Origin of the sequence: Streptomyces sp. NPDC058401 (assembly GCF_042722885.1) — a bacterium.
Lineage (GTDB): Bacteria > Actinomycetota > Actinomycetes > Streptomycetales > Streptomycetaceae > Streptomyces.
The window spans coordinates 20,438-41,318 of record NZ_JBHXKA010000016.1; the positions used below are offsets into that span (position 1 = coordinate 20,438).

At 73.7% G+C, this 20,881-nt stretch carries 21 protein-coding genes and 1 riboswitch; of the genes, 11 read left to right on the forward strand and 10 right to left on the reverse strand.

Annotated features, from left to right (window positions below):
• Positions 1-55 precede the first annotated feature (55 nt).
• Entirely contained in the window at positions 56-853 is a 798-nt protein-coding gene (locus ACFWNV_RS08580) for an SURF1 family protein (RefSeq protein ID WP_383942546.1), read from the forward strand.
• Positions 854-862: 9 nt separating this feature from the next.
• Positions 863-1,618: an SDR family oxidoreductase gene (locus ACFWNV_RS08585; protein ID WP_383942549.1), complete on the forward strand. Its 756-nt coding sequence runs from the start codon at positions 863-865 to the stop codon at positions 1,616-1,618.
• Between the two features lie 25 nt (positions 1,619-1,643).
• Here ACFWNV_RS08585 and ACFWNV_RS08590 read toward each other — a convergent pair whose 3' ends face one another.
• The 8 genes from ACFWNV_RS08590 to ACFWNV_RS08625 form a co-directional block, all read right to left on the reverse strand.
• Positions 1,644-2,192 carry an alkaline shock response membrane anchor protein AmaP gene (locus ACFWNV_RS08590; RefSeq protein ID WP_383942552.1) on the reverse strand — a complete coding sequence of 183 codons (549 nt, stop codon included), beginning with the start codon at positions 2,190-2,192 and terminating at the stop codon, positions 1,644-1,646.
• Complete coding sequence (locus ACFWNV_RS08595; protein WP_383942555.1) at positions 2,189-2,719, reverse strand: DUF6286 domain-containing protein; 531 nt, start codon at positions 2,717-2,719, stop codon at positions 2,189-2,191. The genes ACFWNV_RS08590 and ACFWNV_RS08595 overlap by 4 nt, the downstream gene beginning before the upstream one ends.
• Positions 2,716-3,078, reverse strand: a complete 363-nt coding sequence (locus ACFWNV_RS08600) for a hypothetical protein (protein WP_383942558.1) — start codon at positions 3,076-3,078, stop codon at positions 2,716-2,718. Before ACFWNV_RS08600 ends, ACFWNV_RS08595 begins: the two co-directional genes overlap by 4 nt.
• The gene (locus ACFWNV_RS08605) at positions 3,075-3,332 is read right to left on the reverse strand and encodes a hypothetical protein (RefSeq protein ID WP_383942560.1); all 258 of its coding nucleotides are present in this window, start codon (positions 3,330-3,332) and stop codon (positions 3,075-3,077) included. The genes ACFWNV_RS08600 and ACFWNV_RS08605 overlap by 4 nt, the downstream gene beginning before the upstream one ends.
• A gap of 10 nt (positions 3,333-3,342) precedes the next feature.
• Positions 3,343-3,780 carry an Asp23/Gls24 family envelope stress response protein gene (locus tag ACFWNV_RS08610; RefSeq protein WP_383942563.1) on the reverse strand — a complete coding sequence of 146 codons (438 nt, stop codon included), beginning with the start codon at positions 3,778-3,780 and terminating at the stop codon, positions 3,343-3,345.
• Positions 3,781-4,208: 428 nt separating this feature from the next.
• Positions 4,209-4,988: an enoyl-CoA hydratase/isomerase family protein gene (locus tag ACFWNV_RS08615; protein ID WP_383942566.1), complete on the reverse strand. Its 780-nt coding sequence runs from the start codon at positions 4,986-4,988 to the stop codon at positions 4,209-4,211.
• Positions 4,989-5,159: 171 nt separating this feature from the next.
• On the reverse strand, positions 5,160-5,381 hold the full coding sequence (locus ACFWNV_RS08620; protein WP_327307398.1) for a helix-turn-helix domain-containing protein: 222 nt from the start codon (positions 5,379-5,381) through the stop codon (positions 5,160-5,162).
• A 350-nt stretch (positions 5,382-5,731) separates the two neighbouring features.
• Positions 5,732-7,330 carry an ABC-F family ATP-binding cassette domain-containing protein gene (locus tag ACFWNV_RS08625; RefSeq protein WP_383942570.1) on the reverse strand — a complete coding sequence of 533 codons (1,599 nt, stop codon included), beginning with the start codon at positions 7,328-7,330 and terminating at the stop codon, positions 5,732-5,734.
• A gap of 286 nt (positions 7,331-7,616) precedes the next feature.
• Here ACFWNV_RS08625 and ACFWNV_RS08630 point away from each other — a divergent pair, with 286 nt between their 5' ends.
• Positions 7,617-8,507 carry a neutral zinc metallopeptidase gene (locus tag ACFWNV_RS08630; RefSeq protein ID WP_383942572.1) on the forward strand — a complete coding sequence of 297 codons (891 nt, stop codon included), beginning with the start codon at positions 7,617-7,619 and terminating at the stop codon, positions 8,505-8,507.
• 85 nt (positions 8,508-8,592) lie between these two features.
• A complete protein-coding gene (locus ACFWNV_RS08635; RefSeq protein ID WP_266876850.1) occupies positions 8,593-8,988 on the forward strand; it encodes a VOC family protein in 396 nt (131 codons plus the stop codon).
• A 36-nt stretch (positions 8,989-9,024) separates the two neighbouring features.
• On the opposite strand, the gene ACFWNV_RS08640 is transcribed toward ACFWNV_RS08635, so the two are convergent.
• Positions 9,025-10,518: a hypothetical protein gene (locus tag ACFWNV_RS08640; RefSeq protein WP_383942575.1), complete on the reverse strand. Its 1,494-nt coding sequence runs from the start codon at positions 10,516-10,518 to the stop codon at positions 9,025-9,027.
• A 153-nt stretch (positions 10,519-10,671) separates the two neighbouring features.
• A complete protein-coding gene (locus ACFWNV_RS08645) occupies positions 10,672-11,814 on the reverse strand; it encodes an alpha/beta hydrolase (protein WP_383942578.1) in 1,143 nt (380 codons plus the stop codon).
• 322 nt (positions 11,815-12,136) lie between these two features.
• Between ACFWNV_RS08645 and ACFWNV_RS08650 the strand changes: the two genes are divergently transcribed.
• The 7 genes from ACFWNV_RS08650 to ACFWNV_RS08680 all read left to right on the forward strand — a co-directional run bounded on the left by ACFWNV_RS08650 (position 12,137) and on the right by ACFWNV_RS08680 (position 20,856).
• Entirely contained in the window at positions 12,137-13,408 is a 1,272-nt protein-coding gene (locus ACFWNV_RS08650; RefSeq protein WP_383942581.1) for an anion permease, read from the forward strand.
• 28 nt (positions 13,409-13,436) lie between these two features.
• Positions 13,437-13,658 carry a hypothetical protein gene (locus tag ACFWNV_RS08655; protein ID WP_243338472.1) on the forward strand — a complete coding sequence of 74 codons (222 nt, stop codon included), beginning with the start codon at positions 13,437-13,439 and terminating at the stop codon, positions 13,656-13,658.
• Positions 13,659-13,818: 160 nt separating this feature from the next.
• Positions 13,819-13,909: riboswitch (cobalamin riboswitch) on the forward strand.
• Positions 13,910-13,967: 58 nt separating this feature from the next.
• Positions 13,968-14,945, forward strand: a complete 978-nt coding sequence (locus tag ACFWNV_RS08660; RefSeq protein ID WP_383942585.1) for a cobalamin biosynthesis protein — start codon at positions 13,968-13,970, stop codon at positions 14,943-14,945.
• The gene (locus ACFWNV_RS08665) at positions 14,942-16,462 is read left to right on the forward strand and encodes a cobyric acid synthase (RefSeq protein ID WP_383942588.1); all 1,521 of its coding nucleotides are present in this window, start codon (positions 14,942-14,944) and stop codon (positions 16,460-16,462) included. Before ACFWNV_RS08660 ends, ACFWNV_RS08665 begins: the two co-directional genes overlap by 4 nt.
• 286 nt (positions 16,463-16,748) lie before the next feature.
• On the forward strand, positions 16,749-18,863 hold the full coding sequence (locus ACFWNV_RS08670) for a putative cobaltochelatase (RefSeq protein WP_383942591.1): 2,115 nt from the start codon (positions 16,749-16,751) through the stop codon (positions 18,861-18,863).
• Entirely contained in the window at positions 18,863-19,462 is a 600-nt protein-coding gene (gene cobO, locus ACFWNV_RS08675) for a cob(I)yrinic acid a,c-diamide adenosyltransferase (protein ID WP_243338462.1), read from the forward strand. The genes ACFWNV_RS08670 and cobO overlap by 1 nt, the downstream gene beginning before the upstream one ends.
• Positions 19,456-20,856 carry a cobyrinate a,c-diamide synthase gene (locus tag ACFWNV_RS08680; RefSeq protein ID WP_383942594.1) on the forward strand — a complete coding sequence of 467 codons (1,401 nt, stop codon included), beginning with the start codon at positions 19,456-19,458 and terminating at the stop codon, positions 20,854-20,856. Before cobO ends, ACFWNV_RS08680 begins: the two co-directional genes overlap by 7 nt.
• The last annotated feature ends 25 nt before the right edge of the window (positions 20,857-20,881 follow it).

Genomic DNA, 20,881 nt, shown 5'->3' on the forward strand with positions numbered 1-20,881 from the left:
CCCGGACGGCCACCCGGCCGCCGGGGTCCTCGCCGCTGGGGGTACCGTCGTGGGCGTGTACCGCTTTGTGCTGACCCGGCAGTGGGTGTGCCTCACCCTCATCGGCCTCGCTGTGATCCCCGCGATGATCAAGCTGGGGTTCTGGCAGTTCCACCGTCATGAGCACCGTGTCGCGCAGAACCAGCTGATCGACGCGAACCTGCGGGCGAAGCCGGTCCCCATGACCGAGGTCACCTCCCCCGGCCACGTGGTCCCGCGCGCCGACTACTGGCGGGCCGTGACCGCCACCGGTACGTACGACTCCGCGCACGAGGTCGTCGTGCGCATGCGCACCGACAACGACGACAAGGTCGGCTTCCACGTCCTCACCCCGCTGGTCCTGGCCGACGGCCGGGCCGTGCTCGTCAACCGCGGCTGGGTCGCGGGCGGCGACGACCCGCGCGCCTACCCGCCGGTGCCGGCCCCGCCCACCGGCGAGGTCACGGTCACCGGGCGGCTGAAGGCCGACGAGACCAGCGGCGGCAGCGGCATCAAGGACCGCAAGGGCCTGCCGGACCGCCAGGTGATGCTGATCAACAGCAAGCAGCAGGCGCAGTACCTGGGCAAGCCCGTCCTCGGCGGCTACCTGGAACTCACCGCCCCCGTCCCGGCCGACGGCAGGCCCGAGGTGGTCGCCGAGCCCGACCACGACTCGATCGGGCCGCACATGGCGTACGCCATCCAGTGGTGGCTGTTCACCTTCGCGGTGCCGGTGGGCTGGATCGTGCTCGTCCGGCGCGAGAAGCGCGACCGCGAGGCGGCCGCCGCCGCCGAGGCCGCCGCTTCCGAGCGGGAGCCGGTGGCGACCGCGTAGCGTGTCGGCATGGATCTTGGACTGAAGGACCGTGTCTACGTAGTCACCGGCGCCACCAGGGGCCTCGGCTACGCATCCGCCCGCGAACTGACGGCCGACGGCGCGAAGGTGGTGCTGACCGGCCGGGACGCGGCGCGCGCCGAGGCCGCCGCCAAGGCGCTGGGCCCGAACGCGGTCGGCGTGGCCGCCGACAACTCCGACCCCGGCGCCGCCGCCCGGCTCGTGGCCACCGCCCGGGAACGCTTCGGCCGCCTCGACGGCATCCTCATCAGCGTCGGCGGCCCGGCGCCCGGTTCGGCGGCCGACAACACCGACGAACAGTGGACGGCCGCCTTCGAGTCGGTCTTCCTCGGCGCGGTCCGCCTCGCCCGGGCGGCCGCCGCCGAGCTCTCCGACGGCGGGGTCATCGGCTTCGTCCTGTCGGGCTCCGTCCACGAACCGATCCCGGGCCTCACCCTCTCCAACGGCCTGCGCCCCGGCCTGGCCGGCTTCGCGAAGTCCCTCTCCGTGGAGCTCGGCCCGCGCGGCATCAGGGTGGTCGGCCTGCTGCCCGCCCGCATCGACACCGACCGGGTCCGCGAGCTCGACGCCCTGTCCGGGGACGCGGACCTCGCCCGGACCCGCAACGAGGCGGGGATCCCGCTGCGGCGGTACGGCACCCCGGAGGAGTTCGGCCGCTCGGCGGCGTTCCTGCTGTCCCCGGCGGCTTCCTACCTCACCGGCGTCATGCTCCCGGTGGACGGCGGCTCCCGGCACGGGTTCTGACGCCCCGCCCACGACGTGTCCCGCCTCACGTCACCCGTCGCGCCCGGCGGGGGGTGACGTGGAGGCGGGCCTCCGCCGGGAGGGCCGCGAGCGCCGCCGAGGTGCGGGCCCGGCCGAGCACCGGGCCGGCGAGGGCCGCCAGTACGTCGGCCGGCACCGCGTACGGCTCCAGCTCCAGGGCCACCCGCAGCGCCGGGGCCCCGCGCCGTCCGTGCAGGGTGACCCGGCACCGTGCCACGCCCTCCACGGCCTCCCGGACATCGGCCTCGACGGCCTCCTCCAGCGCCCGCCCGCGCAGCACCGCGAACGCCCCGTCCCCGGTGTCCACCAGCACCGCCGCGAGCCGGGCCCGCCGCAGCTGGGACAGCAGCCACCACAGCGCCAGCAGGACACAGACCCCGAGCACGGCGAGCACCGCCCACCAGGGCGCCGGCCAGCCCGGCCCGTGCGGAGCCAGCAGCGGTTCGTGGCGGCCCCCGAACGGCCCGGACGCGGTCAGCACCGACGCCCCCGCCGCCAGCAGGGCCAGTCCGAGCAGCGCGAGCAGGACCCGGTTCACCGCGGCGAGGGTCACCGGCGGTCCACCCGTACCCTCGGCCGCAGCGCGCGGGCCAGGCCCAGCTCGTCGGCGCCGACGGCCAGTACGGCATCCAGATCGGCCCGTACCTCGTCCAGTTCCCGGAAGTGGGACACGGCCCGGACCCCGATGCGGGACCGGCCCACCCTGACCCGCACCGAGCGCACCCCGGACACCTCCATGACCCGGTCGCGCAGCACCTGCGCGGCGGCCCCGCGTTCCAGTCCGCCCCGGACCTCCGGGTGCGGCGAGGCCATCGGGAGGACCCCGCGCAGGCCCGGAGTGAGGGCGTACAGCAGCAGCGCGGCCCCGGCCGCGGCCAGGATCCCGCCGCCGATCAGCACGCCGGGATCGGCCGGGGTGTGCCGCTCCAGCGCGCGGGAGAGCTCGTCGCGCCAGCGCATGCCCGGGCGGTGGGCCCGTACGGCGGCCAGGTCGTACAGGAACAGCCCCGCCACCCCGAGGACGGCGAACGCCCCCACGGCGGCCGGAAGCCGCCGGGGCGACCGGAAGCGGGCGCTCACCGGACCCGCCGGTCCCGCGCGGCGGTGGGCCGCGCGGGGCGCAGGTGCTCGATGTCGACGTCCACCTCGGGTACGGCCATCTCCGCGTACTCCTCGACGCGCCGGGCGACTTGGCGGCGTACGGCCGCGCACTGGGCGGCCAGGTCGGAGGGGTAGCCGAGCTCCAGGACCACCCGTACCCGGGCGATGTCGTGGTGCACGGTCACACTGGCGTGCGGCGGGGCCGCGTCCGGGGCGGGCCGGGTCAGCGCCTCCCGGGCGGCCCGGGCGGCGATCTTCGCGACGACCCGGTCGGCGATCCGGGTGGCTCCCCGCTCGGCGGCGGGGATCCGTTGCGGGGCGGGGCGGGGGGTGCTCATCGGTCGCGGTCCCGGTCGCGGTCCCGGTCGCGGTCCCGGTCGCGGAGCCTGCCATCACGGTCACGGTCGCGGTCTCCGGGGCGGCCTCGGGGGCGGAAGAAGTCCCCCGGTTCCAGGTCCCCGTCGAGGAACCGGCCCACGACGAAGCCGATGGCGCCGAGAGCGGCCACCAGCAGGAAGGCCCCGAAGCCGCCGAAATACCCGGCGAACCCCAGTGCCATGCCGGCCACCAGGCCGACGACCGCCATGCTCATGCGGGCTCCTCTACTGCAGTCGGGACTCCGGCTCCTCGTCGTCCTCGTCCGGCAGCTTGACGTCGCTGACCGCGATGTTGACCTCGACGACCTCGAGGCCGGTCATCCGCTCCACCGCCGAGACGACGTTCTCACGGACGGCCCGGGCCACGTCCCTGATCGACACGCCGTAATCCACCACGATCTCCAGGTCGAGGGCGGTCTGCACCTCGCCGACCTCCGCCTTCACGCCCCGGCTGACGGTGGACTTGGCCCCGCCGGGGACGCGGTCGCGGACTGCGCCGAAGGTACGGGACAGGCCGCTGCCGCTGCCCATGGCGTGGACGCCGGCCACCTCCCGGGCGGCCAGGCCCGCGATCTTCTCCACGACGCCGTCGGCGATGGTCGTGCGGCCGCGGTCTGCTGGGGGCTTGGCGGCATTGCCGCCTGCGGCGGCGGATTCGGTCATGGCGGATCCCTTCGCGGTGGGCTCCCGACCACGGTAATTCGGGACCGGCCCCGCCGCCCGTCCCGACGCGGCGGATGCGCGCCGCTGCGCGGGGCGAAGTCCCCGCAGCACCCTTCGCCGCTGCGCGGGGCGGAGTTCCCCGCAGCACCCTTCGCCGCTGCGCGGGGTGAAGTCCCCTACCCGCCCTTCGCCCGTTCCCCGGGCTCCGCCCGGACCCGCCCTGGGGCTCCGCCCCAGACCCCGGTCCTCAAACGCCGGACGGCAGGATATGGCCGGGCGCAGCCGAATCCAGGCCCTGCCCCCCCCCCCCACCCCCCGCAACCACCCCGCCCCTCCGCTCAGACACGCCGCCCCCCCCCCTAACCCCCGCCCCGCTACCTCCTCGCCCCGGGGGTCCGGGGGCTGGCCCCCGTGTCGCGGCGGCGCGGCTAGTCGGAGAGGCCGGCCAGGTCGCGGAGGCGGCGGGCCTGGGCTGCGCGCTCGGCGGCGCGCTGGTCGTCGTACGACCGGGCACCCGCACCGCGCAGCAGTGCCTTCGTCTCGGTCACCGCATCGCGCGGCGGAGCCAGCAGCGCGGTGGTGAGGTCCTGGACGGCCGCGTCGAGCTCGCCCGCGGGGACGACCAGGTTGGCGAGGCCGATCCGCTCCGCCTCCTCGGCATGGACGAAGCGGCCCGTCGCGCAGATTTCGAGCGCGCGGGCGTAGCCGACCGCCGAGGTCAGCGGCTGGGTGCCGCCGAGGTCGGGCACCAGACCCAGTCCGGTCTCGCGCATGGCGAACTGCACGTCGTCCGCGACGACGCGCAGATCGCACGCGAGGGCAAGCTGGAAACCGGCACCGATCGCGTGCCCCTGAACGGCGGCGACGGAGATGATGTCGTTGCGCCGCCACCAGGTGAACGCCTCCTGGTACTCGGCGATGGTGGAGTCGAGCAGTTCCTCCGAACCGCGCGCCAGGTCGAGAAAGGACGGCTCGCCCTCGAAGCCTTCGGGGGTGAAGGCCTGCCGGTCGAGCCCTGCGGAGAAGGACTGCCCTTCGCCGCGCAGCACGACGACCCGGACGGTGCCCGGCAAAGACCGTCCAGCCTCCGTCAACGCCCGCCAGAGCGCGGGGGATTGAGCGTTTCGTTTGGCCGGATTGGTCAGTGTCACCGTGGCGACCGTGTCGTCGACGGTGAGCCGTACGCCGTCCTTGTCGAGCAGAGCCATCTGTGTGCCTCCGGTGTCGTGCCGTCGTTCGGCCGTGTTCTCGGCCTAAGTGACTGCACAGTAACCACCCAGCCGGCCATGGAGCCGACCGGGGGGTCACCGAAGGACGGTTGAAACTGGAACCGTGAAGCTGATTACGGAAAACCGTTGGAACCATGGGGAACCAAATGGTCAGGCCGTAGCCGCCTTCTTGCCGCGCGTCGCGCCTCCGCGACCACGCAGCGTGACTCCGGACTCGCTGAGCATCCGATGGACGAATCCGTAGGACCGGCCGGTCGATTCGGCCAGCGCCCGGATACTCGCACCGGAGTCGTACTGCTTCTTCAGGTCTGCCGCGAGCTTGTCGCGCGCGACGCCGGTTACCCGGCTGCCCTTCTTCAGAGTTTCGGCCACCCGTGCCTCCTCATGGGAAGTGCGCTCTGACTTCTCATGATCACCCCTCCCCGGCTTCCTGGCCACCCATTCAGCAAGGTGGTACGGCGACATTTCTTCAGCCGTGGACACACGAGCAGAACGGAATCTCCTCTTCCGCTGCATGACCTCCGTCACATTTCCGCTCGCCCGGTATGAATCACCAGGTCAGGGGCCGGAGCGGAAAAACGGAAGGCCCCGGCCGCACATCCTGGGAGATGCGGCCGGGGCCTTCGTCGCGCACGGATCGGTATGAGACCGACTCACTCAGATGATGGATCACGCCTGAGCCGAATGATCCATAAGCAAAGGATCACGGAAGCGGAAGCGCCTCAGGCGAGCGCCACGAGGTCCCGGTAGTCCGGACCCCAGAGGTCCTCGACGCCGTCCGGGAGCAGGATGATCCGCTCCGGCTCCAGCGCCTCGACCGCGCCCTCGTCGTGGGTGACGAGGATGACGGCGCCCTTGTACGTGCGCAGGGCGCCGAGGATCTCCTCGCGGCTGGCCGGGTCGAGGTTGTTGGTGGGCTCGTCGAGGAGCAGCACGTTCGCCGAGGAGACGACCAGCGTCGCCAGGGCCAGCCGGGTCTTCTCGCCACCGGACAGGACGCCCGCGGGCTTGTCCACGTCGTCGCCGGAGAAGAGGAAGGAGCCCAGCGTCTTGCGTACGGAGACCAGGTCCAGGTCCGGCGCCGAGGAGCGCATGTTCTCCAGGACCGAGCGCTCCGGGTCCAGGGTCTCGTGCTCCTGGGCGTAGTAGCCGAGCTTGAGGCCGTGGCCGGGGACGACGCTGCCGGTGTCGGGCTTCTCGGTGCCCGACAGCAGGCGCAGCAGTGTGGTCTTGCCGGCGCCGTTGAGGCCGAGGATGACCACGCGGGAGCCCTTGTCGATGGCCAGGTCGACGTCGGTGAAGATCTCCAGCGAGCCGTAGGACTTAGACAGGCCCTCCGCGGTCAGCGGGGTCTTCCCGCAGGGCGCCGGGTCCGGGAAGCGCAGCTTGGCGACCTTGTCGGAGACGCGGACGGCGTCGAGGCCGGCCAGCAGGCGGTCGGCGCGCTTGGCCATGTTCTGGGCGGCGACGGTCTTGGTGGCCTTGGCGCGCATCTTGTCGGCCTGCGAGTTCAGCGCCGCGGCCTTCTTCTCGGCGTTCTGGCGCTCGCGCTTGCGGCGCTTCTCGTCGGCCTCGCGCTGCTGCTGGTAGAGCTTCCAGCCCATGTTGTAGACGTCGATCTGGGAGCGGTTGGCGTCCAGGTAGAACACCTTGTTGACGACCGTCTCGACCAGGTCCACGTCGTGGGAGATCACGATGAAGCCGCCGCGGTAGGTCTTCAGGTAGTCGCGCAGCCACACGATCGAGTCGGCGTCGAGGTGGTTGGTCGGCTCGTCGAGGAGGAGGGTGTCGGCGTCCGAGAAGAGGATGCGGGCGAGCTCCACGCGGCGGCGCTGACCACCGGAGAGGGTGTGCAGCGGCTGGCCGAGGACCCGGTCGGGCAGGCCGAGGGCGGCGGAGATGGTCGCGGCCTCGGACTCGGCGGCGTACCCGCCCTTGGTGAGGAACTCGGTCTCCTGGCGCTCGTACTGGCGCATCGCCTTCTCGCGGGTGGCGCCGGAGCCGGAGGAGATGCGCTCCTCGTTCATCCGCATCTTCTTGAGCAGCACGTCCAGGCCGCGCGCGGACAGGATCCGGTCGCTGGCCAGCACGTCGAGGTCGCCGGTGCGCGGGTCCTGCGGGAGGTAGCCGACCTCGCCCGAGCGGGCGATGCTGCCGCCGGCCGGGGTCCCCTCGCCGGCGAGGCACTTGGTGAGGGTGGTCTTGCCGGCTCCGTTGCGGCCCACGAGGCCGATGCGGTCGCCCTTGGCGACGCGGAAGGAGGCGTTCTCGATGAGGATGCGGGCGCCGGCGCGCAGCTCGATGCCGGTGGCGGTGATCACGGAAATACTCCAGGGCGGGTCGGGACGGCGGAAGGGGGGCAGGACGCGATGCTTCGACGCCGCTAATCCGCGAGGAGATTTGCCATGGGAGTCATTCTACCGGGGGTCCGCAACTACTTTCGGGCCCGCCCGCCCCTGCGGGGAGCGGCCGGCCCGCACCGCCGCGTCCCCCGTTCGGCCCAGGGAACACGCCTCCCGGCCGCGGGGCGTATGAGGATGAACGGGTTGATACTCGCCGCAGGGGCGTACACGTACCCCCCTTGGTAGGAATGGAGGGCGGTGCGGGATGCAGTTCGACGACAACGCCAATCTGGACACTTCCGAGGTCAAGGACGTACGCGGCAGCCGCATCCCGGGCGGGAAGGCCACGATCGGCGGCGGCATCATCGGTTTCATCGCGCTGATCATGGGGCTGCTGTTCGGGGTGGGCCCGGAGCAGCTGGGCCTGTCCGACGGAAGTCCGGAGCCCGCGGCGACCTCCTCCTCCGCCGCCCAGGTGCAGCAGAGCTGCAAGACCGGCGCGGACGCGAACGCCAAGGAGGACTGCCGGCTGGTGGCGGTGATCAACAGCACCCAGGACTTCTGGAAGCAGGAGTTCGCCAGGCGCGGCGCCCAGTACACCCCGGCGCAGACGGTGTTCTTCACCGGCAAGGTGGGCACCGCCTGCGGGGCGGCCACCTCGGCGGTCGGCCCGTTCTACTGCCCCGGTGACCGGCAGGTCTATCTGGACCTGGGCTTCTTCAACGAGCTCCGCACCAAGTTCGGCGCGAGCGGCGGCCCCTTCGCCCAGGCGTACGTGGTGGCCCACGAGTACGGCCACCACATCCAGAACCTGACCGGCACCCTGCAGAAGGCCCAGGACGGCCGGCAGGGCGCGAACAGCAACGCGGTACGGGTCGAGCTCCAGGCCGACTGCTACGCCGGGGTCTGGGCCCACAACGCGACGAAGACCCCGGACGAGTCCACGGGCAAGCCCCTGATCACGAGCCTCACCGACCAGGACATCAAGGACGGCCTGGACGCGGCGGCCGCGGTCGGCGACGACCGGATCCAGGAGAAGTTCCAGGGCCGGGTCACCCCCGAATCCTGGACGCACGGCTCGGCCGAGCAGCGCCAGCAGTGGTTCTACCAGGGCTACCGCACGGGCGACATGGCCCAGTGCAACACCTTCCGCTGACTGTCGGTGGCGCCTGTCATGCTGTGACGTGGCTCACGGTCCACCCACGGACCGTGCGCCCACGGTGCGAGAGGGAGTGATCGTCATGGCAGGCGTTCCGTCCATCTGTCCGACCTTGCTGTACACCGATGCCAAGGCCGCCATCCAGCTGCTCACGGAGGCCTTCGGCTTCACCCAGGTCGCGGCGTACGAGGGCGAGGACGGCGCGGTGGCGCACGCCGAGCTGTCCTACGGGAACGGCATGGTGATGCTCGGCAGCAAGGGCACCGGCGGCCTCTTCGACAAGGCGATGGAGAAGGCCGGCCCGGCCGGGGTCTACGTGCTCGTCGACGACGTGGACGCCCACCACCGCCGGGCCGTCGAGCACGGCGTGGAGATCGTGATGGAGCCGACCGACCAGGACTACGGCTCGCGGGACTACATGGCCCGCGACGCCGAGGGCAACGTGTGGAGCTTCGGGACGTACGCGCCGCAGGTCTGAGGGACCGGCGGCGCGTACGCGACTCCCGTACGGGCGCTACGCGCCGCCGGTGTGCACCTGGAAGGCGGCCCGGCGCACCGCCTTGGCCAGGGCGGGATCGGGATGGGCGGCGGCCAGCGCCACCAGCACCTGCACGGTGCGGGGGTGCCCGACCGCGCGGACCTCGTCCAGGAGGCGCGGAACCGTGGTCCGCACCGCCGAGTCCAGGTGGCGGGCGAGCAGCTCGGCCTCGCCGTGGTCGGCGATGGCGGCCGCGGTGTCCACCCAGAGCCAGGTCTGCTCCTCGGCGGTGAGCACGTCCTGCGCCTCGTCGGGGTCGACCCCGTCGTGCTCGGCGAGCCAGAGCAGGGCGTAGGGGCGCAGTGCCGCCTCGCGGGAGGCTCCGCGCACCTCCGGTTCGGCGGGGGCTCCGACCACGCGCAGGGCTTCGAAGGCGAGCCCGCGCAGCAGGGCGTCCTCGCCGCGGGCCGCGTGCAGCAGCTCGGAGACCGCGTGGCCGACGGGCCGGGCGGCCAGCCAGGCCTGGTATTCGGCGCGGGCCGGGCCGGGGGTGAGCCGCGCGCAGCCGTGGAGCATTGCGGCGGCGGACTGTTCGATGTTCCCGGCCGGGCTCTGCGCGGCGACGCAGATCTGCTCCAGCTTGACCCAGACGGCCCAGCTCCCGAGCGGGGTGAGGGTGGCCCGGGCGGGTCCGAGGGTGACGGCGTCGACGGCGGCGAGCCCGCCGAGCGCCCAGCGCAGCAGCCGGGCGAGCGGGAAGGGCGGCGCGGCCTCGGCGGCACCGGCCGGCGCGGGGCCGGCCGGCACGGAACCCGTCGGCACGGAACCCGTCGGCACCGAGCCCGTCGGGCCCGCGGAGGCGGTGTCCGCCTGCGCCGTGGACTCGTAGGGGACCTCGCACCGCTCGTCGCGCAGTTCGTCGACGCGCTGGCGGAGCAGGTCCAGCAGGTCGGGGACGGTCACGGGACCGGCGGAGAGCTGGAGCAGGGAGAGCAGCTGGGGCATGGCCTCGACCACCTCGGCGACGGCCGCGGGGGCGATGTCGGCGGGGGCCGGGTGCACCAGTGACCAGGCGTCGAAGAGGGCGACCCAGCCGCGCAGGACGGCGGTGTCGTCCCGGTCCCAGGCGCGCAGGCGCCAGCCCGGCCGGGCGTGCCCGCCGTGCATCTCGATGAGGCCGGCGAGCCGGGCCCGGTCCCAGCCGACCCGGATCTGGCCCGGTGTCAGGCGCAGCTGGGCGGCGGCGCGTTCGGCGTCGGCGGCGGGCAGGGCGCCCGCGAGGGCGGGCCCGGTACCGTCGGCCGTGCCGAGGTGGAGCTCGGCCCAGCGGGCGAGCCGTGCCGCGTCGGAGAGGGAGGCGCGGGCCCTGTTCGCGAGGTCGGCCGTGGCGGGCGTGCCCGCCGGAGGCCGCGGGGCGGTCCGGGTGCGCCGGTCGGTCACCGCCTTGCGGGCCGTGGCCACGGACCGCGGGGCGACGAGTCGGAGTCTGGAGTCGCGAGCCAACTGCTCATCAGGCTTTCGGGACGTCACGTGAGCAGTCTCGCCCGTCACTGGCCGAAAGCCCAAACGGAACCAGCCATTGCCACAAGGCGCCTCGGGGACAGAACGGGACGATCCACCCTCAGCGCCCTGCCAACCCCACACTCTTCGGACAACCCGTCCGACGGTCCGTCACCCGGCGCTTCACATGAAAGGGGTCAGGAAACGGCGCAGCGCCTCTTCGTAGGCGGCCGGGTCGGCGTTCCACATGGCCCCGTGGGAGGCGCCGGAAACGGAGTGCAGGGTGACGAGGTCGGGGCGGGCCGCGGCGAGCCGGCGCGAGGGCTCCCAGGGCGCGAGCGCGTCGTCGGGGCCGTGGAAGATCAGCACGGGGACCTTCAGCAGCGCCGGATCCGACCCCGGAGCCCGCCGGTCGGCGCGCAGGCCCGCACGGCCTTCGGCCGCCTTGACGGCGAACGGGAGCAGGGGGGCCGGGGTGCGGCGGGCGGCGGCGAGGGCGCGCAGGGTGGTGTGCCAGTCCAGGACGGGCGAGTCGAGGACCAGCCCGCAGATCCGGTCGGCCAGTGCCGAGCGCTCGGCCGCGTGCAGGGCCATGGTGGCGCCGGTCGACCAGCCGTGCAGGACCACGCGGCGGGCTCCGTAGCGCAGGGCGTAGCGGATGGCGGCGTCGAGATCGCGCCATTCGGACTCGCCGAGGTGGCCGAGGCCGTCCGGTGACCCGGGGGCGCCGAGGTCGCCCCGGTACCCGAGGTCCAGGACGGGGAGCTTGTTGCGGTGGAGGAAGGGCATGACCACCATCGGGTGCTCGCGGGTGGCTCCGAGCCCGTGCACGGTGATCACCCAGGTGTCGCGGGCCGCGGGCACGAACCAGGCGGGCAGCGCGCCGAGCTCCCCGGGGACGTCCACGTCGGCGTGGTCCAGCCCGAGGGCGGTGCCCGGGTTGCCCAGGTGGACCTGGGGGGTGAGGGTGACGCGGGTTCCGGGGTCGAGGCTGCCGTGGGTGACGGCGACGAGCCTTCGCACCACGGTGTCGGGGCCGTGCGGGGCGCCGGGCAGGACGGGCCCGACCACGGCGTGCACTCCCGGGGCGGTGAGCCCGTAGGTGCCGGGGCGCAGGGAGGCGAGCGAGCGGGTCAGCTCGACCCGGCCGGCCGCGGCGGAGTGGACGGTGAGCCGGGGGCTGCCGGGGAGCGGACGGCCGGGCTCGGTCCGCAGGGCCGCGTCGGCGGCGTACCGGCCGGCGAGCGCGGCGGCGGTGACGGCGGCCGCGCCGGCGCCGAGCAGGGTCGTGGTGACGGCGGCGGCCGTCGCGGTAGCGGTGCGCACCGCTCCAGTGTCGGGGCGGACGGGGCGGCGGGCCACCGGAGGAGATCGTTCCGGGCGGCGGCCCGGAGGGGCCGCAGGGCAGGTGATCTAGGTCTCTTCAGGGGTCCCGGGCGCACGGGAGCACCTAACGGAAGTCCCGAGCCGAAACATCCGGACACCCTGCCGTGACATGCATTAATCGACATATCAACCCGGCTCCCGGGACGAAGGTCCTGATCGGGTGCCGCACTGGTACACCACTTGATCCCTGCCAGTTCACCTTCCGTTCATCCAGGTTGCCTACGGTCCACGAACCACTGACGTCAAACAGAAGCCTGGGTAAATGGAGCACATAACGCTTCTCCTCGGGATCGTGATCATCACCGCTCTCGTGTTCGATTTCACGAACGGTTTTCACGACACGGCCAACGCGATGGCCACCACCATCTCGACGGGCGCCCTCAAGCCCAAGACCGCGGTGGCCATGTCCGCCGTGCTCAACCTCGTCGGCGCTTTCATGTCCGTGGAGGTCGCCAAGACGATCTCCAAGGGACTGGTCAACGAGGAAGGCATCCAGCCGGAGGTCATCTTCGCCGCTTTGGTCGGCGCGATCCTCTGGAACCTCGTCACCTGGCTGGTCGGACTGCCCTCCAGCTCCTCGCACGCCCTGATGGGCGGCCTGATCGGTGCGGCCGTGGCCTCCGCCGGCATGGGCGCCGTCAACGGCAGCGTCGTCGTCACCAAGGTGCTGATCCCCGCGATCGCCGCACCGCTGGTCGCCGGCTTCGCCGCGTACCTGGCCACGAAGGTCACGTACAAGGTCGGCAAGGGCATGGGCAAGAAGACCTCGGCCAAGGGCTACCGCGCCGGCCAGATCGCTTCCGCGAGCCTCGTCTCGCTGGCGCACGGCACCAACGACGCACAGAAGACGATGGGCATCATCACCCTGGCGCTCGTCGCCGGCGGCGCCCTCGCGCCCGGCTCCAACCCGCCGGTCTGGGTCATCGTCTCCGCCGGTCTGGCCATCGCGATGGGCACCTACCTGGGCGGCTGGCGCATCATCCGCACCATGGGCAGCGGCCTGACCGACCTGCAGCCGCAGCAGGGCTTCGCCGCCCAGACCTCGGCCGCCAGCGTCATCCTGGCCTCCTCGCACCTGGGCTTCTCCCTCTCCACCACCCACGCGTGCTCCGGCGCCGTCATGGGCTCCGGTCTGGGACGCAAGGGCGGCGTGGTCCGCTGGTCCACCGCCTCCCGCATGTTCATCGCCTGGGGCCTGACCCTCCCGGCCGCGGCCCTGGTGGCCGCCCTCGCCGAGCTCGTCATGCGCACCGGGGACATCGGCGTCGCCGCCGTCACGGTCTTCCTGATCGGCTCCTGCGTCGCCATCTGGCTGATCTCGCGCCGCCAGGTCGTCGACCACACCAACGTCAACGAGGCCGCCCCGGCCGACGCCGAGGAGCCGGCCGGTGCCGTCACCACGGCCATGGCCGCCGTCGCCGTTCCGCCGACCGCAGCCGCCGGCAGCACCGCCGCGGTGACGGACGAGGAGCTCAAGGCCACCATCCCGGCCTCCGCGACGGCGACCCCCGCGGCCCCGGCCGCAGCGGTCTGACCCCGAGAACGACAGAGGATTCAGCGGTATGAAGATCGACTGGGAAGCACTCGGCTCCGTCTTCGGGGTCAGCCTCTCCGCCACCGTCGTCCTGGTGACCCTGTTCACCCTGGGCCTGATGGGACTCTCCAAGCACGAGGCCGCCACCGAGCAGGGCGGCGCCGCCACCCTGGCCCGCAGCGGTGCGTACGCCTGCTTCGCGCTCTGCGCGGCGGCCGTGGCCTACGGGATCTACCTGATCGTCGCCTGAGGCGCCGGACGGCACGTACGAAGGCTCCCTCGGGGTTCGTCCCGGAGGGAGCTTTCGCATGCCCGGAGCCGTGTGCGACGCCACCCCGCCGCAGGTCAACCGCGAGTTGACGGGCCTTCGCGCTGCGTGGTGGACTGCCCGAGCCATTACGGCGGCATGGAGAGGAAGTCCGGTGCGAATCCGGCGCGGTCCCGCCACTGTCACCGGCACGCACGGGCCCCCGGCCAGGCGCGGCCGGGAGCCAGGAACTCTCGCCGCCGGACACGTCGAACCAGGGCGCGGACCCTGAGTGAGGACATACCTGCCACCATGCGTGCCGATCGCGTCTTCGCGTACGGCGTCACGGCGGGCCTGATCGGCGACCGGATCCTCGGGGATCCGCGCCGAGGGCACCCCGTGGCCGCCTTCGGACGAGCCGCCGCCGCCGTCGAACGCGCCCTGTGGCGCGACGACCGCGCGCGGGGCGTCCTGCACACCGTGCTGTGCGCCGGAGGCGCCGCCGCCGTCGGCGCGCTGGGCGCCCGCGCCGTGCGCTCCCGGCCCGCGGCCGCCCGCATCGCCCTCACCGCCGCCGCCACCTGGGCCGTCGTGGGCGGCACCTCGCTGGGCCGCGAGGCCCGCGCCATCGGCGGCGCGCTCGCCGCCGGCGACGCCGAAGTCGCCCGCGAACGGCTGCCCCACCTGTGTGGACGCGACCCGCAGGCACTGGACGAGCAGCAGATGGCCCGCGCGGTCGTCGAATCGGTCGCCGAGAACACCTCCGACGCCGTGGTCGGGGCCCTGGTGTGGGGCGCCGTCGCCGGCGTCCCCGGGCTGCTGGCCTTCCGCGCCGTGAACACCCTGGACGCGATGGTCGGCCACAAGTCCCCCCGCCACCTGCGCTACGGCTGGGCCTCGGCCCGGCTCGACGACGTGGCCGGCTGGCCGGGCGCCCGGCTGACGGCCCTGGCCGCCGTACTGGCCGGGCCCGACCGGCGGGGAGCCGTACGGGCCTGGCGCGCGGACGCCGCCAAGCACCCGAGCCCCAACGCCGGACCCGTGGAGTCCTCCTTCGCCGGGGCCCTCGGCGTACGGCTGGGCGGGACCCTCGCGTACGCGGGCCGCGTCGAACACCGGGCCGTGCTCAACGGAGCCGCCGGGCGGCCCGTGGAGGTCGCCGACATCGAACGGGCGGTGCGGCTGTCGCGCCGGGTGACGTGGCTGTCGTTCGGGGCCTGTGTGGCCGTCCGGACGCTGGTCGCCCGTACTACGAAGACGAAGACGAAGACGAAGGGGCGGCGCGCATGAGCGGCGCGAAGCGCGGCGGGGGCCTCCTCGTCGCCGGTACGACCTCGGACGCGGGCAAGAGCGTGGTCACGGCCGGCATCTGCCGGTGGCTGGCCCGGCAGGGCGTGAAGGTGGCCCCGTTCAAGGCGCAGAACATGTCGCTGAACTCCTTCGTGACGCGGGAGGGCGCCGAGATCGGCCGCGCCCAGGCCATGCAGGCCCAGGCGGCCCGGGTGGAGCCGACCGCGCTGATGAACCCCGTGCTGCTCAAGCCCGGCAGTGACCGCAGCAGCCAGGTGGTGCTGCTGGGCAAGCCGGTGGGCGAGATGAGCGCCCGCGGCTACCACGGAGGCCGTCAGGAGCAGCTCCTCGGCATCGTCACGGACTGCCTGGAGCAGTTGCGGGGCACGTATGACGCCGTGATCTGCGAGGGGGCGGGCAGCCCGGCCGAGATCAACCTGCGCCGGACCGACATCGTGAACATGGGCATCGCGCGGGCCGCGCGCTTCCCGGTGGTCGTCGTCGGCGACATCGACCGGGGCGGGGTCTTCGCGTCCTTCTTCGGCACCACCGCGCTCCTCTCGCCCGAGGACCAGTCGCTGATCGCGGGCTACCTGGTCAACAAGTTCCGCGGCGACGTCACCCTGCTGGAACCGGGCATGGAGATGCTGCGCGGCCTGACCGGCCGGTCCACCTACGGGGTGCTCCCCTTCCAGCACGGGCTGGGCATCGACGAGGAGGACGGCCTGCGGGTCTCCCTGCGGGGCGCGGTACGGGAATCCGTGGTCGCCCCGCCCGTGGGCGAGGACGTGCTGCGGGTCGCCGTCTGCGCGGTGCCGCTGATGTCCAACTTCACGGACGTCGACGCGCTCGCGGCGGAGCCGGGCGTGGTGGTGCGGTTCGTGGACCGGGCCGAGGAACTGGCCGACGCGGACCTGGTCGTCGTCCCCGGCACCCGCGGCACGGTCAAGGCCCTGGCCTGGCTGCGCGAGCGCGGACTGGCGGACGCGCTGGCCCGGCGGGCCGCGGAGGGCCGGCCGGTGCTGGGCATCTGCGGCGGGTTCCAGGTCCTGGGCGAACACATCGAGGACGAGGTCGAGTCGAAGGCCGGCTCCGTGCCGGGGCTCGGGCTGCTTCCCGTCCGGGTCCGCTTCGAGCGGGAGAAGACCCTGGCCCGGCCGGTGGGTTCGGCGCTGGGCGAGCCGGTGGAGGGGTACGAGATCCACCACGGCGTGGCCGAAGTCCTCGGCGGGACCCCCTTCCTGGACGGATGCCGGGTCGGAGCGGTGTGGGGCACCCACTGGCACGGCTCGCTGGAGTCGGACGGCTTCCGCCGGGCCTTCCTCCGCGAGGTCGCCTCCGCCGCGGGCCGCCGCTTCGTCCCTTCCCCGGACACCTCCTTCGCCTCCCTGCGGGAGGAGCAGCTCGACCTGCTCGGCGACCTGATCGCGGAGCACGCGGACACGGACGCCCTCCTCCGCCTCATCGAGCACGGCGCCCCCGCGGACCTCCCCTTCCTCCCGCCGGGCGCACCATGAGCGACACAGCCCTGCGGGGGCCGTCCCCTACCCGCCCTTCCACCGTTCCCCGGGCTGCGCCCGGACCCTTTGCCGCGTGCAGCGCCGTCGCCGGGGAGCCCGGGTACATCCAGCCTCGCCGGCGTTTGAGGCGCGGGGTCCGGGGCGGAGCCCCGGGGAACGGGCGAAGGGCGGGTAGGGGACCTGCCCCGCGCAGCGGCGCCCCGCAGCCCGGCCCCACCGTCACCGCCCGCCCGCGCACAACCATCCGTACCCGCATACAAGGCATACAAGAAGGGGCCACCGCATGAGCACGCCCTACCCGTTCACCGCCCTGGTCGGCCAGACCGACCTGCGCCTCGCGCTGCTGCTCAACGCCGTGAGCCCCGCGGTCGGCGGTGTTCTCGTGCGCGGTGAGAAGGGGACCGCCAAGTCCACCGCCGTCCGTGCCCTGTCCACCCTGCTGCCGCAGGTGGACGTGGTCCCGGGCTGCCGGTTCAGCTGCGCGCCCACCGCCCCGGACCCGGCCTGCCCCGACGGCCCCCACGAGCCGGGACCGGCCGCCGCGCGGCCCGCCCGCATGGTGGAGCTGCCGGTCGGCGCCTCCGAGGACCGGCTCGTCGGCGCCCTCGACATCGAACGCGCCCTCGCCGAAGGCGTGAAGGCCTTCGAGCCCGGCCTGCTGGCCGACGCGCACCGCGGGATCCTGTACGTCGACGAGGTCAACCTGCTCCACGACCACCTCATCGACCTGCTCCTCGACGCCGCCGCGATGGGCGCCTCCTACGTCGAGCGCGAGGGCGTCTCCGTACGGCACGCGGCCCGTTTCCTCCTCGTCGGCACGATGAACCCCGAGGAGGGCGAGCTCCGCCCGCAGCTGCTCGACCGGTTCGGGCTGACCGTCGAGGTCGCCGCCTCCCGCGAGCCCCTCCAGCGGGTCGAGGTGGTGCGCCGCCGGCTCGCCTACGAGGACGATCCCGCGGGGTTCGCGGGCCGCTGGTCCGGGGACGAGGAGGAGGTGCGCGCCCGGGTGGTGGCCGCGCGGGCGCTGCTCCCGCAGGTGCGCCTCGGCGACACCTCGCTGCTGCAGATCGCCGCGACCTGCGCCGGTTTCGAGGTCGACGGCATGCGCGCCGACATCGTGATGGCCCGTACCGCGACCGCGCTCGCCGCCTGGGCCGGGCGGACCGAGGTGCGCAAGGAGGACGTGCGGCAGGCCGCCCTGCTGGCGCTCCCCCACCGGCGCCGCCGCAACCCCTTCGACGCGCCCGGTCTCGACGAGGAGAAGCTGGACCGGATCCTGGACGGGTTCCCGGACGACGAGCCCGAGCCGGAGCCCGAGCCGGAGCCGGAGGGTCCCGGCGAGGGCCCGGAGGACGGCGGCCCGGACGACGGCGGCACCGACGGCCCCGACGGCGGAGGCGGCGTACCCCCGCAGGACTCCGGACCGGACGCACCAGAGACGGAGCCAGAGGCTCCGGAGGCGCCCGAGACGCAGCCCTCCGCCCAGGAGAAGGCCCAGGAGAAGGCTCCGGAGAACGAGGCGGCCGCCGGTCCGCCCGAGCAGGCGCCCGTACGGGCCGCCGAGCCGTTCCGCACCAAGATGCTCAGCGTCCCGGGCCTCGGCGAGGGCGCGTCCGGACGGCGTTCGCGCGCCCGCACCGCGCACGGCCGCACCACCGGCGCCCAGCGCCCCCGGGGCCAGCTGACCAAGCTGCACCTGGCGGCGACCGTCCACGCCGCCGCCCCGCACCAGAAGGCGCGCGGGCGCACCGGGCGCGGGCTGGTCGTCCGCAAGGACGACCTGCGCCAGGCGACCCGCGAGGGACGCGAGGGCAACCTCGTCCTGTTCCTCGTCGACGCCTCCGGTTCCATGGCGGCCCGGCAGCGCATGAGCGCGGTCAAGGGGGCGGTGCTGTCGCTGCTGCTCGACGCCTACCAGCGCCGGGACAAGGTCGGCCTGATCACCTTCCGGGGCTCCTCGGCCGAGCTCGCCCTGCCGCCCACCTCCTCCGTCGACGCCGCCGCGACCCGGCTGGAGAACCTGCCGACCGGCGGCCGTACCCCGCTCGCCGCCGGGCTGCTCAAGGCCCACGAGGTGCTGCGGATCGAGCGGCTGCGGGATCCGAGCCGGCGCCCGCTGCTCGTGGTCGTCACCGACGGGCGGGCCACCTCGGCCGGCTCCGTGGGCGGCGACCCGCGCGAACTCTCGGCGCGCAGCGCCCGGCTGCTGGCGGCCGGCGGGCTCGCCTCCGTGGTCGTGGACTGCGAATCGGGTCCCGTCCGGCTCGGGCTGGCCGCAGCGCTGGCCGCCGATCTGGGCGGCCCGGCCGTCACCCTCGACGGGCTGCGGGCCGATTCGCTGGCCGGGCTCGTGAAAAACGTACGTACCCCATCCCCGACCCTCAGGAGGGCCGCGTAATGCCGCAGGGACAGCCGTCCGTCGTTCCGGACGACGGACTCACGACGCGTCAGCGCCGCAACCGCCCGCTCGTCTTCGTCCACACGGGGCCGGGCAAGGGCAAGTCGACGGCTGCCTTCGGCCTGGCGCTGCGCGCCTGGAACCAGGGCTGGCCGATCGGGGTGTTCCAGTTCGTCAAGTCGGCGAAGTGGAAGGTCGGCGAGGAGAACGCGCTGAAGGTGCTCGGCGCCTCCGGCGAGGGCGGCTCCGTCGTCTGGCACAAGATGGGCGAGGGCTGGTCCTGGGTCCAGCGCGACGCGCAGCTCGACAACGAGCAGGCGGCCAAGGAGGGCTGGGAGCAGGTCAAGCGCGATCTGGCCGCCGAGACGCACAAGCTGTACGTGCTGGACGAGTTCGCGTACCCGATGCACTGGGGCTGGATCGACGTCGACGAGGTCGTCGAGGTGCTGCGGAACCGTCCCGGGACCCAGCACGTGGTGATCACCGGGCGCAACGCACCGGAGAAGCTGGTGGAGTTCGCGGACCTCGTCACCGAGATGACCAAGGTCAAGCACCCGATGGACGCCGGCCAGAAGGGCCAGAAGGGCATCGAGTGGTGACCTCGTTCAACGTACCGAGACTGGTCATCGCCGCGCCCTCCTCCGGCAGCGGCAAGACCACCGTGGCGACGGGCCTGATGGCGGCCTTCTCGGAGCGCGGCCTCGCCGTGTCCCCGCACAAGGCCGGGCCCGACTACATCGACCCCGGCTACCACGCGCTGGCCACGGGCCGGCCCGGGCGCAACCTGGACGCCTTCATGTGCGGACCGGAGCTGGTGGCTCCGCTGTTCGCGCACGGGGCGGCCGGATGCGATCTGGCCGTCATCGAAGGCGTGATGGGGCTCTACGACGGGGCCGCGGGGCGGGGTGAACTGGCGTCGACGGCGCAGGTCGCGAAGCTGCTCCGGGCGCCGGTGGTGCTGGTCGTCGACGCGTCCTCGCAGTCGCGGTCGGTGGCGGCGCTGGTGCACGGCTTCGCCTCCTTCGACCCGCAGGTGCGCCTCGGCGGCGTGATCCTGAACAAGGTCGGCTCCGACCGGCACGAGGTGATGCTGCGGGAGGCCCTGGAGGAAGCGGGCATGCCGGTGCTCGGCGTCCTGCGGCGGGCTCCGCAGGTGGCCGCGCCCTCACGGCACCTGGGCCTGGTACCGGTCGCCGAGCGGCGGCGGGATGCCCTTGACTCCGTGACGGCCCTGGCCGAACAGGTCCGCCAGGGTTGCGACCTGGAAGCCCTGATGGCCCTGGCCCGCACGGCCCCGCCGCTGGACTGCGAAGCCTGGTCTCCGGTGAATCCGGCCTCGCCGGCGTTTGAGGCGCGGGGTCCGGGGCGGAGCCCCAGCGGCGGCGCCGCACCCGTCATCGCCGTCGCCGGAGGCGCAGCCTTCACGTTCTCGTACGCCGAGCACTCGGAGCTGCTGCGCTCGGCGGGCGCGGAGGTGGTCACCTTCGACCCGCTCAGGGACGAGGCGCTGCCCGAGGGAACCACCGGCCTGGTGATCGGTGGCGGGTTCCCCGAGGTGTACGCCCCGGAGCTGTCCGCCAACGAGCCGCTCCGCAAGGCCGTCGCCGCGTTCGCCGCGGCCGGCGGCCCGCTGGCGGCGGAGTGCGCGGGGCTGCTGTACCTGGCCCGTTCGCTGGACGGCAAGCCGATGTGCGGGGTGCTCGACGCCGACGCGCGGATGTCGGAGCGGCTCACGCTCGGCTACCGCGAGGCGGTGGCCGTCTCCGACAGCGTCCTGGCCCCGGCCGGGACCCGGCTGCGCGGGCACGAGTTCCACCGGACGGTGATCGAGCCGGGCGCCGGCAGCGCACCGGCGTGGGGCTTCACGCATCCGGAACGCCGGGTCGAGGGCTTCGTGGCCGGCGGGGTGCACGCCAGCTACCTGCACACGCACTGGGCGGCGGAGCCCTCCGTGGCCCTGCGGTTCGCCGAGGCCGCGGCAGCCCATCGGTGAGCGGCAGACGCCCGGGGCCGGCCGC